Here is a 12,660-nt window from a genome sequence, read left to right on the forward strand (position 1 = left end):
GGATCTGTCGGCCCTAGACTGACGGGGTGGCGCGATGGGAACCCGGTGCAGTGCAACGGCTGCAACAGGCCGCCCTCGAGCTGTTCAGCGCTCAGGGTTTCGACCGGACGACGGCCGCCGAGATCGCCGCCGCCGCCGGGTTGACCGAACGGACCTTCTTCCGGCACTTCGGGGACAAGCGCGAGGTCCTGTTCATGGGGCAGGAGGACTTCGTCGGCGCCTTCCTGGCCGGGCTCGACGCGGCCGCACCGGACGCCGCCCCGCTCGATGTCGTCGCCGCCTGCCTGACGTCGGCGGCCGGCTGGTTCCCGGCCGAACGACGGCCCTACGCCCGGCTGCGCCAGACCGTCATCGACGCGACCCCTGCCCTGGTGGAGCGGGAGCGGCACAAGCTCGCCGGGGTGGCCGTCGAGCTGGCCCGGGCCCTGCGCGAGCGCGACATCCCCGAACCGGCGGCCACCCTCGCCGCCGAGTCCGGCATCACCGTCTTCACGGTGGCCTTCGCGCAGTGGACCACCACGGACGACGACCGGTCCCTGGGCGTGGTGTGCGCCGAGATGCTGGACGCTCTGCGGTCTCTCGACCGGCCGCGCTGACCTGCGACCTCAGCCGCGGGGTGGGCCCCCGTCGCGGCGCCGCGCGTTGTCCGCCGGCGTGGACAGGATGAGGGTGCGCCGCACCTCGGCGACCCCACGGATGACGACGGACGTCGGCCAGAACCAGCCCGCCTGCACGATCGGCCGCACCAGCCGCCACATCTCCGCCTCGTCCGGGCCGCAGAGGTGGATCCGCCCGTCGGTGGCCCCGAACTCCCAGCCGTCCACCTCGACGACGGCCGGGTCGGTCACCCGTTCGGTCGCCTCGGCCACCTCCTGCACCAGGTACCGGGCCGCCGAGGCGGGAAGATCTCCGAAGTCGTAGTCCAGCAGCACGGCCGGCGGGAGCACGGCCGCCGACGGTTCGATGTCGTTCACGGCGGCGAACCTACGCGTCCTTGATGAGTCCTCCGGTCCGCGCGGGCGGGGCGGTGGGACGCGGTGGTCAGTCCCCCGGATCCGCCGGTCGGCGCAGGTAGTGCTCCCACAGCTTGGCGCTGATCTCGGCCCGGTCGGAGCGGCGGACCACTTCGGCCAGCCCGAGATGGCGGCGCTCGGCCTCGGCGAGGTCGATCCGCTGGTCCTCCATGGAGCTGCGCATCAGCGCGCCCATCTGCCCGTTCAACATGCCCCACAGGTGGGCGAGGCGCTGCTTGCCGGACTCCCGCAGGATGCAACCGTGGAACTGGGTGTCCAGGTCGACCAGGGCGGCCAGGTCCCCGGCCGCGGCGGCCTGGGCCATCGACCCGGCCACCTCGTCGAGCTCGTCGGCCAGCACGGTGAGCCGGTCGTCGGCGACGGCGCGCAGGGCGCCCTCCTCCAGCACGAACCGGGCGTAGCAGGCGTCGTCGATCTCCGCGTACGACATGCGGGTGACCACGCTGTGCCGGCGCGGGCTGATCTCGACCAGCCCCTCCTGGGACAACTGCACCAATGCCTGCCGCACGGTGGACCGGCTGACGCCGAGCTCGAGCGCGAGATTGGCCTCGACCAAACGGGTTCCGGAGCCGAGTTCGTTGTTCAGGATGCGTCGGCGCAGGATGCGGTGCACCGACTCCGGCAGCGACAGGTGCGCGACCGGGGACGTCGGTGTCTCCAGGCCGCTCGGCTCGCTCACGCTCACGGTCAAAACTCTAGGCGATCGACCGTCACCCCACGGTGTGAGTCGGGCTGTCTGCGCAGGTCGAACGCATCGGCCGGTCCGCAGAGCACCGGCATGAGGCCCGGCCCGTGCCCGGGCTGGGGACTTCCGCCGTGCACCACGACGCCGACGGTGATCCATCCGCGCCGGAAGCCGATGTTGTGCCGGACGTCCAGGTTCTCCACCGCGACGAGGTCACCCAGGCGCAGCCCGGCCATCCCCCACCGGTCCGCCGTGGCGGCGGTCAGGGTCAGGTCGACGTCCCACTGCTCGACGGGCCGCCCCATGCCGTTTCCCACCACCCGGGAGTCGACGACTCCGCGGACCGGGACGCCCACCTGGTCGCCGAACTCGATCCCGACCCGTTCGAGCAGGGCCGGATCGGCGTTGACCATCACCACGCCGCCGGCGGCGGCACCGGACGGCACGACGCTGCCCTGCCCGTGCGAGCGCACCATCACCGGGTCGCCCGGAGCGAGCCGGGTCAGCACGCCGGACGGGAAGACGACGATGACGCGACCCGCCTCGCCCCGCTTGCCCAGGACCCGACCCACGGCGCCGGCTGCGGCCCCGCCGCGCACGACGACCTCGTTGCCCGCGCAGGAGAACGAGGTCAACGCGTGCCGGGCACCCTGATCCGGGTGCATCAGCGTGACGCCGGGAGCGAGGTGGTCGCCGACGTGGTCGAAGACGCCGTCCCCCAGCTGGACGCCGAGCACGATCCCGCCGTCCCCGACCGGCACGTACGGCCGGCCGTCGGCGCCGATCCGGTAGGGCGTGCCCCCGAACTCGGGACTCTCGATGAAACCGGCCAGGTTGACCCCGACCGTTCTCGGCACGCTCATCAGATTCCCCTCGTGGCTGGTCATGCTGCGCCCATCCCGGCCAGGGCGGACGCGAGGTTGGCCGACGGGTCGTCGAGCACGGTGAAGGCGTCGGCCGGCCCGGACAGCAGGGTGGACGGGCCGGGGCCGTGCCCGAAGAGCCGGCAGTGCCCGGTGCTGATGACGCCGAACGTGGAGAACCCCTCGGCGAAACCTCGCCCGTACCGGTGGTCCTGGTCCTCGAGGAGGACCAGATCGCCGATGCGCAGCCCCTCCAGCCCCAGGCTGAGGTCGTCGCCCTGGCCGGCGTAGGCGCCCATCAGGTCGGTGTTCGCGAACTCGGAGAGCATCCCGGCCCCGGCGCCCACCGCGGACGCAGGGACCCGGGCGGCGACCGAGATCTGCAACCGCCCGTCGGATCCGGTGCTGATCGGGAGGCCGTCGAGCAGACCGGGGTCGAGGTTCTTGGCGACGACGTCCGGGTGGTCGAGCAGCTGCAGGCCCTGGCCACGTGCGGTGACGAGAACCGGGTCCCCCGTGCACACCTCGCGCAGCACGTCCTCGGCCATGTCCACCAGCACGTAGGCGTGCTGCCCGATGACCCGGCCGGTCGCCCCGGCCGCGGGGCCCGAGCGGACGGTGACGAGATTGCCGACGCACGAGAGGAACTGCAGCGCCATGTTGGCGCCCGGCTCGGCGTGCCGGACGGACAGGCCCGGTTCGACGTGGTCGCCGGCCCAGCCGGTGGCCTCGTCACCGGGGTGCACGCCGAGGGTCACCCCGCCCATGCCGGGCAGCAGGAACGGGGTGCCGTCGGCGTCCACGCGGTAGCCGTGCCGGTCGGCCAGGGCCGGCCAGACCTCACCGGCGAGCACTTGCGTGACCAGGCGGTCGGCGTTGGTGCGGACGGCCATCAGGAGTCCTGCCCGTCGGGCAGCGGCCGGTTGCCGAACCGGAAACCGCTGCCGCGCAATGCCGGAGCGCTGACCGACCCGTTCCAGACGTTCATCACCGGCTGCGAGCGGACCTGATCGCCCACCCCGTCCACCGACCCCAGGAACCCCAGGACCGACTGGGTGAACCGACCGGTGTCCACCGGTGCGGCGAGCTCGCCGTCCTCGATGAGGAAGCAGGCGTCCCGGCTGACGCCGGTGATCGTCGAGGCCTGGCGGTCGACCAGCCGGGTGTACCAGAAGCGTTCCACGTAGACGCCGCGCTCCACCCCGGCGATCAGGTCGGCCTCGGGGGTGGGGCCGGCCGGCATGACGATGTTCGCGGCCACCGGCGAGGGCACCTCCTCGCGGGCGATGTGGGCGTGCCCGGTGGACCGGCCGCCGTTGACGGTCTCCCCCAGGGCGGCGGCGGTGGCCAGGTCGGTGACCGGTCGGCCCACCACCCCGGTCTGCAGGAACGGCACCCGCTGCTTGGGTGTGCCCTCGAAGTCGAACGGGATGGGCAGGCCGACGGGGGCGAGTGCGTCGTCCCCGACGGTGATCAGCTCGCTCGCCCGCCGGGCTCCGGGGTCGGTGCAGACGCCGACCCCGGCGGCGGCCAGCTCACCGGAGAACCCGACGTCGGGCAGGAAGCCCAGCAGCTCACCCGCCGCCTGCGGGCCGAGCACCACGGTGAACTCGCCGTCCGGCATCGGCATCCGGCCGCGACCGGCAAGGGCCCGGCGCACGGCGGCGTCGATGGCGTCCCCGGCGCGCAGGGCATCGGAAGACCGGTGCAGGTCGACCCAGTGCGCGGTGCCCCCGTCGACGCTGACGGTGAGCGAGCCGGAGGCCTCGGTGGCCTCCGCGTGCACGGCGGTCCCGCTGCTGGTGGCCACGGCGATCTGGGTGAGCGCGCGGCCGATCATGCCGGCGGCGACCCCGCCCACCTCTGCCCCGCCGCGCATCGCCCGGCCGGCCAGCGCGACCCGGGCGCCCGCGTCGAACGCGGCGGTGTCCTCGTGCCACAGCGACAGCTCGGGCAGCGGCCCCGGCGTCCCGACGGTGGCATGGCCGGGCGCACCGGCCGCGGCAGCCCGTCCGCGGGCGAGATCAGCCGCGGCGCGCGCGGTCTCGGCCACCCGGTCCAGGCTGGTCGTCGCGGCCCGGGCGGCGTGCCCGTTCACGATGGCCTTGACGCTGACCGTCAGCTCGGTGATGTCCTGCGGCTGGTGGATGCGGTCACCGGCGAACCGGGTGTACTCCCCGGCCCGGCCGAGCACGGTGACCTCGACGGCGTCCGCCGGGCAGTCGCGGACGGCCCGCTGCGCGACCTCCAGGGCCCGCGCCGGGTCGAGCGGGGGTGCGAAGGTGGACATCAGGCGACTCCGATCCGGAGGTTGCGCACCAGCATCGGTGCGGCGGCATGGCTGAGGAATCCCCACTGCTTGGGTTCGCCCTTGCCGCAGGGGTAGCCGAAGATGCGGAGCTCCTCGGGGCCGGCGACGGCTTCGACCGAACCCCAGAACTCGGGGGTGATGCCGCCGTAGGAGAAGTTCTTGAGCAGCCGGCCGCGCTTGCCGGCCCGCACCTCGTAGGCGACCTCGGTGCCGAACTGGAAGTTCCAGCGCCGGTTGTCGATCGACCAGCTGCGGTTGTCGTCGATGTAGTACCCGTCGCCCATCCGCTCCAGCAGCTCGTCGAGCGAGCCCTGTCCCGGTTCCAGGTAGACGTGGGTGGCGAAGCAGACCGGCAGGTAGGCCCAGCCGTCGGACCGGGCGGCACCCGTGAGCTGCTGACCGCTGCGACCGGCGGCGTCCCGGTTGGACAGCGTCGCGGCCAGAATCCCCCGGTCGATGAGCCGGGTGCGCCGGGCCGGGGTGCCCTCGTCGTCGAACGCGAAGCTGCCCCGGGTGCCCGGGATCGTCGGGTCGGAGGTGATGGTGACGGCGTCCGAGCCGTACCGCCGAGACCCGATGTCCTCGACCGACAGGAACGACGTGCCCGCGTAGTTCGCCTCGTCGCCGAGGATGCGGTCCAGCTCCAGCGCGTGCCCGGAGGACTCGTGGATCTGCAGCGACACCTGCTGCGCGCCGATCACCACGTCGGCGTTCCCGGCCGGGGCCATCGGCGCGGTGAGCAGAGCCACCGCCTCCTCCCCCACCCGGATCGCCTGGTTCGCCAGGTCCAGCGTGGCGATGTACTCCCAGCCCGCTGCGGCGGTGTTGCCGTGGAACGAGTTCGGGTACGAGCGTCGCTGCACGTCGCCGTGCCCGACGGCGTTGGCCAGCAGGCCCGCGCCGGTCTCCAGGAAGTGCTGGTGCTGGCGGGAGCCTTCGCTGTTGCCCACATGCCGGTGCTGGCGCTTGGCGTTGACACCGGCCTGGGCGGCCACCACCTCGGCGGGCCGGGTGGCGTTGGCCAGCACCTCGTCGAGGAGGGCCTGGCGCACCGAGGCGTCGACGGCGAACGGATCGATCGCCACCTCCGTCTCGTACCGGCCGCTGGCCGCCGCCATCGGCGCCAGGTGGACCGGGGCGCTGGTCCCGATGCTGGCCCGGGCGGTGGCCAGGGCCTGCCGGGCGGCGGTCTCCGCGTCCCGGGCGTCCTGGACCGGACGGGCCGCGAAACCCCAGGTGCCGTCGACCAGGACGCGCACCCCGATGCCCATGGTGTGCTCGCGACGCTCGTCGGGGTCGGCGCCGAGCTGGCTGTACAGCCGCAGCTCCTCGCCCTCGATCAGCCGGACGTCCGCGAACTCGGCGGCGCCGTCGGCGACGGACAGCGCGGAGTCGATGAGGACGGTGGCCGCGGCGTCGTCGGCGAGCGAGCCCCAGTCGTGCGCCGTCACGATGCGGCCCCGGCGGTGACGACACCGTTCGACGCACCGTTCGAGGAACCGTCGACCGACGCCTCGGCCGGTGCGGCCACGGCGGTCTGCAGCGGGAAGTCCACCCACGCGCGGGTGCGGTGGGAGGCCTCGAAGGCGTTGATCGTCTCCTGGACGAGCGCGCCCTGCGCGAAGTCACCCTGGTTCTGCGCCCCGCCGGACAGGATCTCGGTGGCGAAGTCGGCGCAGAGCGCCGAGTAGAAGAGGAAGTCCCAGTCCTCGCGGGAGTCGCCGCCCTCGGGGAAGAACTCCTGCGGGATCTCCCGCTCCACGAATTCCACCTGGTCCTTGGTGGCCGTCCTGATCGTCTGGCAGATGCCCTCCTCGGCGACCAGCCGCACGATGATGGCGCCCTCGGAACCGAAGATCCGCGCCTCGATGCCGGGGAAGTTCCCGACCGTCACGTAGGAGGACTGGATCGAGCCGATGACGTTGTTGGCGAACTCGCAGACCCACATGTCACCGTCGTCGATGTTCAGCCGCTGCATGGCGCCGGTCGCGGCCACCACCCGCTCGGGCACGAAGTTGCGCATGGTGCCGACCACGGAGGTCAGCTCGGCGCCGACCCACTCGTGCATGATGTCGATGATCGGCGCGCCGTAACCCTCGATCGACGAGGTGGCCAGCACGGCCGGGTCGGCCTTCGGGTTCACCTGGCGCATCGGGGTCTGCGGGTCGATCCACTGGCTGTTCTGCTCGTACCCGTTGAAGATGTACGGCGTCCCGACGAAGCCGCTCTCCATCAGGTGGCGGGCGTACTGCACCGCGGGGGCGTAGCGGAAGGTGAAGCCCAGCTTGGTCTTCAGGCCCTTGCCCCTGGCCAGATCGGCCAGCCGCTGGGTCTGCGTGTAGTCGTGGTGCACCGGCTTCTCGCAGAGCACGTGCTTGCCGGCCAGCAGGGCGGCCTCGGAGATCTCGAAGTGCGCGGTGTTGGCGGTGGCCACGTCGACCACGTCGATGGTGTCGTCGGCGAGCACGTCCCGGTAGTCGGTGTACAGCCGGCTCACCCCGAAACGCTCACCGGCCTGGGCCAGCGCCGCCTCGTCGGTGTCGACCAGGGCGACGACCTCGACGCGGGGATCGCGCTGCCAGCCCGGGATGTGGGCCCGCTGGGCCCAGCGTCCGGCTCCGACGACGGCGACCCGCAACGTGTCCTGGCTCATCTGGTGTTCCTCTCGTTGCCCCGGGTGGGGGCGGTCTGTCGGGGTGGTGACGGGTGACGGGGGTGACGGGTTCGGCGGTGGTGGGTGCGTGGTGGTGCGGGCACGGGTGGGCACGTCAGCGCCGCACCCGGGGGTCGATGAGGGCGTAGGCCAGGTCGACCAGGAGGTTCATCCCGACGATGAAGACGGCGGCGAACAGCACGGCGCCGGTGATCATCGGGATGTCCAGGCTGCCGATGGCGTCGAACGTCAGCTTGCCGACGCCGGGCAGCCCGAAGATGGACTCGATGACGACGACGCCACCGAGGAAGTAGCCGAGATCCAGGCCGAGCATGGTGATCAGCGGGGTCAGCACGTTGCGCAGGCTGTGCCGCAGCACCACCGTCCGCTCCGGCATGCCCTTGGCCCGGGCCATCTGCACGTACGGGCTGGCCAGCACGTCGATCATCGACGCGCGGGTGAGCCGGGCGTACCAGGCGGCCCCGCCGATGCCGAGGGTGAGGGTCGGCAGGATCAGGTAGGTGATGTACGGCGGGCCCCACCCGGTGAGCGGGAACACCGACGTCTTGTAGGCCAGGGCGTAGAGCAGCAGCAGCCCGAGCCAGAACGGCGGCGCGGACAGCCCGATGAGCGAGACGAACGTGGTGATCCGGTCGAGCACGCTCTTCGGCCGGTACGCGGCGATGATCCCGGTGGGGACACCGAGGATCACCTCCCAGAACACGCCGCCGATCGCGAGCATGGCGCTGACCGGGAGGGCCTGCAGGATCTGCCCGGACACCGACTTGTTCTGCAACGCGAACGAGGTGCCGAGATCGCCGTGCAGCAGCCCGATCAGGTAGTTCCAGTACTGGGTGAGCACGGGCTGGTCCAGACCGAGCTGACGGTGGATGGATGCGACCGTCTCGGCCGAGGCATTGGGCCCGGCGATGAGCCGGGCCGGGTCGCCGGGGACGACGTGGGTCATCAGGAAGGCCAGGGTGACCACACCGAACAGCACGATCAGGGTCTGTGGCAGCCGCCGGAACAGGTAGCGCAGCATGGTCTACCGCCGTTCCTGGGAGTGGGGGTCCAGCAGGTCGCGCAACCAGTCGCCGGCCAGGTTGAACGCCAGCACGGTGAGGACCAGAGCGATGCCGGGGAAGAACAGCAGCCAGGGCGCGATCTGGAAGTACTGCCGGCCCTGGTCGATCATCTGGCCCCAGGACGGGTCCGGGATCGGCACGCCGATGCCCAGGAACGACAGCGACGCCTCGATGAGGATGGACGAGGCCACCCCGAGGGTGGCGTAGACGATGATCGCCGGCACCAGGTGCGGGAGGATGTGCCGGAACATGATCCGCAGGTGGGACAGCCCGAGAGTCCTGGCTGCGGTGATGAACTCGCGCTGGGTCAGGCTCAACACCAGCCCGCGGATGATCCGGGCCAGCGAGGTCCAGTAGATCACCGCGATGACGATGATGACGTTGCGCGGGCTCGGCCCGGTGACCGAGATCAGCGCGATGCAGAACAGCAGGATCGGGAACGACATGATGATGTCGGTGATCCGCATGAGCACCGTCTCGACCCAGCCGCCCAGGTAGCCGGCGGCCATGCCCACCAGGACGCCGACCACGGTGGCCAGGCCGTTGGCCAGGATGCCGATGACCAGCGACACCCGCGCCCCGTACAGCAGGCGGGACAGCACGTCCCGCCCGTTCGGGTCGGCGCCGAGCGGGAAGCCCGGGCCGGGGCCGACCGGCCCGCCGGTGATCTGCAGGCCGTCCACCGAGGTGGCCAGCGGGTCGTGCGGGGCGATGAGCGGGGCGAGCAGGGCGGCCAGGGCCAGCAGCACCAGCACGACCAGCGAGAGCAGGGCGGGGATGTCGTGCCGCAGGCTCCGCCAGGCACGGCGCCCGATGCCGGCGGTGGGCACGTCGCCACCGGAGTCGGGAATGGCACTGGGATCGACGGGCAGGGTCATGCGGCACCTCCCGGGAGGGTGGGGGCCGGGACGGCGGGGACGGTGACGGATGTGCCCGGGGCCGGGCCGATGGTCGGAGCGGTGAGGTCGACCGGTCCGGGGACCGGGAAGTGGCACGCCGCGGTGGCTCGTCCTGGAGTGGGACGAGCGGCCACCACAGACGCAGGCCGAAGCACCCGGCGTCGTGACCTGGACGGGCCTGTGGCTCCGCCGCCCCGACGCCGTCGTGCGCTTCGACCTCGCCGACCGGCCGTCCCGTTCGGGCACCGACCTGACCTGGATCCTGCTCGTCGAACCGCCCGAGCCGGACCCACCCCTGCTGGGTCACATGGGCAAACGGCTCAACCAGATCATCAACGCTCACCTGCGGTTCAGCTTCGGGCAGTGAGCATCGACGGAGGGTCGGCGGCCCCCAGCGTCCGCACTGCACACCAGGGACCGCCTGCTGCGATCAGGCCTCGCAGGCGACGCCGTCCTTGTCCCGGTCACTCTCGCTGTTGAGGTCGTACAACGCCTGCGACACGGTGAAGTTCAGGACACCGGGTACCGGTCTGTCGACAGCACCGGGTCGCCCCACCCCATGCGGGTGGTCGCGGTGCATCGCGTCGCAATTGGGGTAGTCGATGAGCGCGGGCGTCGTCGGGGGCGTCACCACCGGGGGCGGCGTGACCACCGGCGGCGGGGGCGTGACCACCGGCGGCGGGGGCGTGACCACCGGCGGCGGGGCGATGGGCGTGCCGAAGGTGAGGCACCCGAGTTCGGGGTTGGGCGCCCGGTTGCCGATGTTGATGCCGTAGGCGCAGACCCGATGCTGACCCGACCCGGATCCGATGCCGGCCGCGGACACGGTGGCCTCGTAACCGGCTGCGGGGGCACCGAAGATCGCGGCCACATCGGGCCGCACGCCCCCGGTGGACGTGGAACCGCCGAAGCGTCCGTCCACGTAGAAGTGGACGGCGAGCGGCGCCGCCAGATCGTCCGGGTCGGTCGCCCATCCGGCGACCCGCACGTTCGCCTCGTCGATCTGGACCGCCGCATCGAGGCTGCCGATCGCGGTCCGGTCGAGGCCGTAGGTGGCGCAACCCAGCTGGGAGTTCGGCGCCACCGTGCCGATGTTGATGCCGTAGGCGCAGACGGTGTGCCTCCCGGGGCCCTGGGCAGGCAGCGCCGTCAGGTACCCGGCAGCGGGGGCACCGAAGAGGGCGGCGATGTCCGCCCGCGGGCCGTCGGTGGCGGTCACGCCCGCGAATCGTCCGTCCACGTAGAAGTGGACGGCGAGCGGCGCGGCCGGATCGTCCGGGTCGGTCGCCCATCCGGCGACGGTGGCACTCCCGTCCGGCTGCCCGACCGCCACGTCCAGGCTGCCGACCGGGGCACGGTCGACACCGTATGTCAGGCAACCCACCTGGGCATTGGGGGCGGCAGGACCGGTGTTGATGCCGTACGCGCAGACGGTGTGCGGCCCCGGCCCCTGGGGCGGCAGCGTGACCCGGTAGCCCGCCTGCGTCGCCCCGACGACGGCGGCGACATCCGGACGCGCCTCGCTGCCGGTCCGGTACGGGTATCCCCGCACGCCGTCGACGTAGATGTGGACGCCGATGGACTCGCGCAGGGTGTCGGGGTCCGCGGTCCACCCCCGGACGGTCAGGCTGCCGTCGGCACCGAGCGAGACGAAATCCAGCGACCCGACGGGCGGGCCGGAGGGTGCGGCAGCCCATGCGGGCGACGCGGTGAGGGACAACAGGACGATCGGTAGGGCAGCGAGCATGGACCTGATGCGCATGGAACCCCCGGATGGTGACCGTCCGACATTCGGCGGTCCGCCGGCTCAACCTACGGTCACCCGATCGTGAATGTCACCCTCTGAATCTCGAAAACATTTCGCAATCCGTGATCAACAATGACTGAACGGGAAAAGGGCAGCTGGATCGAGGTCGCCGACGATCGACCGTCATTCCGCCCGCTCGTCTCACCCGTCCAGGTACCGCACCACCCCGTCCGCCTGCGCCGCCAGCGCGGCGGTGATGCGTTCGGCGCCCCACCGACCGCCCGCAGCCGCGGCGTCGGCCGGGGCGAGCCAGCACAGTTCGGTGACCTCGTCGGGCGGGAACACCAGGGCGACGCCGACGGGGACCGGCGGTGTGTCGAAGATGAGCTGCAGCGTGGAGGGGAGAGCGGGGCGCACCGGGATGTGTTGCACGGCCAGCAGTCTGGCGGCCGCACAGGTCAGCCCGGTCTCCTCCCGGACCTCCCGCACGGCGGCGACGGCCGGGGCCTCGTCGTTCTCGACCAGCCCGCCGGGCAGCACCAGGTGCTCGCGGTAGGCGGTCCGCACCATGAGGACGGCGCCGGCCGTGTCGCGGAGGAGCAGTGCCGCGGCGACGACATGGGTCGGGTACGCGAAGGCCACCGACCCAGTGGGCCCGACCGGGCGCGGCACGTCAAGACCGGACGCCGATCCCAGCGCCGGCGGTGGGCGGGACCGGCGCCGCCACCCGGCCGGCCTCGAGATGCAGGCGGTACCCGGCCCGTTCGACCGAGGCCGGGTCGTGGGTGATGTGGACGACGACGGTGCCGCGATCGGCCTCGGCGGCCAGGGCGTCCTCGATCCACGCACGGGCCGGGGCGTCGACACCGGCGGTCGGCTCGTCGAGCAGGAGCACCGGGGCCCGCTGGGCGAGCCCCTGGGCCACCAGGACCCGCTGCCGCTGCCCCCCGGACAGTGCCCCGATCTGGCGTCCGGCCAGGTCGGTCACCCCCAGGCGCTCCATCGCATCAGCGACGATCGCGTGGTCCGCCGTGCACAGTCGCCCCCACCGGCCGCGGCGGTGCCAGCGACCCATGGCGACCGCGGCCCGGACGCTGAGCGGCAGGGGGCGGTCGGCCGACCAGGACTGCGGGACCAGGGCGACACCGCCGGGCGGTCGCACCACCTCCCCCTGGGCCGCCGGGTGCACGCCGGCGACCACCGCGACCAGCGCCGACTTGCCGGACCCGTTGCCTCCGGTCACCGCGGTCACCGCACCGGCGCGGAACACCGCGTCCACCCGGTCGACGGCGAGAACCCGTCCGTGTAAGGCACTCACACCGATGACCCGCACGCTGTCCGTCACACCCGGCATCGTAACGAACGATTATCGTTCTCATGTAC

Annotated in this window: 14 protein-coding genes; 2 read left to right on the forward strand and 12 right to left on the reverse strand. The window is 72.4% G+C overall.

The window, feature by feature from the left end; genetic code table 11:
• Nucleotides 1-26 precede the first annotated feature (26 nt).
• Nucleotides 27-596, forward strand: a complete 570-nt coding sequence (locus tag J2S58_RS10645; protein ID WP_306828122.1) for a TetR family transcriptional regulator — start codon at nucleotides 27-29, stop codon at nucleotides 594-596.
• Nucleotides 597-605: 9 nt separating this feature from the next.
• On the opposite strand, the gene J2S58_RS10650 is transcribed toward J2S58_RS10645, so the two are convergent.
• The 9 genes from J2S58_RS10650 to J2S58_RS10690 form a co-directional block, all read right to left on the reverse strand.
• Nucleotides 606-974 (reverse strand): hypothetical protein, encoded by a 369-nt coding sequence (locus J2S58_RS10650; RefSeq protein ID WP_306828124.1) that lies wholly within the window; start codon nucleotides 972-974, stop codon nucleotides 606-608.
• A 67-nt stretch (nucleotides 975-1,041) separates the two neighbouring features.
• The gene (locus J2S58_RS10655) at nucleotides 1,042-1,719 is read right to left on the reverse strand and encodes a GntR family transcriptional regulator (protein ID WP_306828126.1); all 678 of its coding nucleotides are present in this window, start codon (nucleotides 1,717-1,719) and stop codon (nucleotides 1,042-1,044) included.
• A 2-nt stretch (nucleotides 1,720-1,721) separates the two neighbouring features.
• Nucleotides 1,722-2,582, reverse strand: a complete 861-nt coding sequence (locus tag J2S58_RS10660) for a DUF4438 family protein (protein ID WP_306828128.1) — start codon at nucleotides 2,580-2,582, stop codon at nucleotides 1,722-1,724.
• A gap of 20 nt (nucleotides 2,583-2,602) precedes the next feature.
• Nucleotides 2,603-3,475, reverse strand: coding sequence for a DUF4438 family protein (locus J2S58_RS10665; RefSeq protein ID WP_306828130.1), 873 nt, complete (start codon nucleotides 3,473-3,475; stop codon nucleotides 2,603-2,605).
• Nucleotides 3,475-4,872 carry a TldD/PmbA family protein gene (locus J2S58_RS10670; protein WP_306828132.1) on the reverse strand — a complete coding sequence of 466 codons (1,398 nt, stop codon included), beginning with the start codon at nucleotides 4,870-4,872 and terminating at the stop codon, nucleotides 3,475-3,477. The genes J2S58_RS10665 and J2S58_RS10670 overlap by 1 nt, the downstream gene beginning before the upstream one ends.
• Nucleotides 4,872-6,344, reverse strand: a complete 1,473-nt coding sequence (locus J2S58_RS10675) for a TldD/PmbA family protein (RefSeq protein ID WP_306828134.1) — start codon at nucleotides 6,342-6,344, stop codon at nucleotides 4,872-4,874. The genes J2S58_RS10670 and J2S58_RS10675 overlap by 1 nt, the downstream gene beginning before the upstream one ends.
• Nucleotides 6,341-7,546: a Gfo/Idh/MocA family protein gene (locus J2S58_RS10680; protein WP_306828137.1), complete on the reverse strand. Its 1,206-nt coding sequence runs from the start codon at nucleotides 7,544-7,546 to the stop codon at nucleotides 6,341-6,343. The genes J2S58_RS10675 and J2S58_RS10680 overlap by 4 nt, the downstream gene beginning before the upstream one ends.
• A gap of 115 nt (nucleotides 7,547-7,661) precedes the next feature.
• Complete coding sequence (locus tag J2S58_RS10685) at nucleotides 7,662-8,588, reverse strand: ABC transporter permease (protein WP_306828140.1); 927 nt, start codon at nucleotides 8,586-8,588, stop codon at nucleotides 7,662-7,664.
• 3 nt (nucleotides 8,589-8,591) lie between these two features.
• The gene (locus tag J2S58_RS10690; RefSeq protein ID WP_306828142.1) at nucleotides 8,592-9,509 is read right to left on the reverse strand and encodes an ABC transporter permease; all 918 of its coding nucleotides are present in this window, start codon (nucleotides 9,507-9,509) and stop codon (nucleotides 8,592-8,594) included.
• Nucleotides 9,510-9,693: 184 nt separating this feature from the next.
• Here J2S58_RS10690 and J2S58_RS10695 point away from each other — a divergent pair, with 184 nt between their 5' ends.
• On the forward strand, nucleotides 9,694-9,897 hold the full coding sequence (locus J2S58_RS10695; protein ID WP_306828144.1) for a hypothetical protein: 204 nt from the start codon (nucleotides 9,694-9,696) through the stop codon (nucleotides 9,895-9,897).
• Nucleotides 9,898-9,960: 63 nt separating this feature from the next.
• Here the strand turns inward: J2S58_RS10695 and J2S58_RS10700 are convergent, their stop codons facing one another.
• The 3 genes from J2S58_RS10700 to J2S58_RS10710 form a co-directional block, all read right to left on the reverse strand.
• Entirely contained in the window at nucleotides 9,961-11,277 is a 1,317-nt protein-coding gene (locus J2S58_RS10700; protein ID WP_306828146.1) for an excalibur calcium-binding domain-containing protein, read from the reverse strand.
• Nucleotides 11,278-11,478: 201 nt separating this feature from the next.
• On the reverse strand, nucleotides 11,479-11,919 hold the full coding sequence (locus J2S58_RS10705) for an NUDIX domain-containing protein (protein WP_306828148.1): 441 nt from the start codon (nucleotides 11,917-11,919) through the stop codon (nucleotides 11,479-11,481).
• Between the two features lie 31 nt (nucleotides 11,920-11,950).
• Entirely contained in the window at nucleotides 11,951-12,622 is a 672-nt protein-coding gene (locus tag J2S58_RS10710) for a metal ABC transporter ATP-binding protein (RefSeq protein WP_306828150.1), read from the reverse strand.
• Nucleotides 12,623-12,660 lie beyond the last annotated feature (38 nt).

This window comes from Nakamurella flavida (assembly GCF_030811475.1).
Taxonomy (GTDB): domain Bacteria; phylum Actinomycetota; class Actinomycetes; order Mycobacteriales; family Nakamurellaceae; genus Nakamurella; species Nakamurella flavida.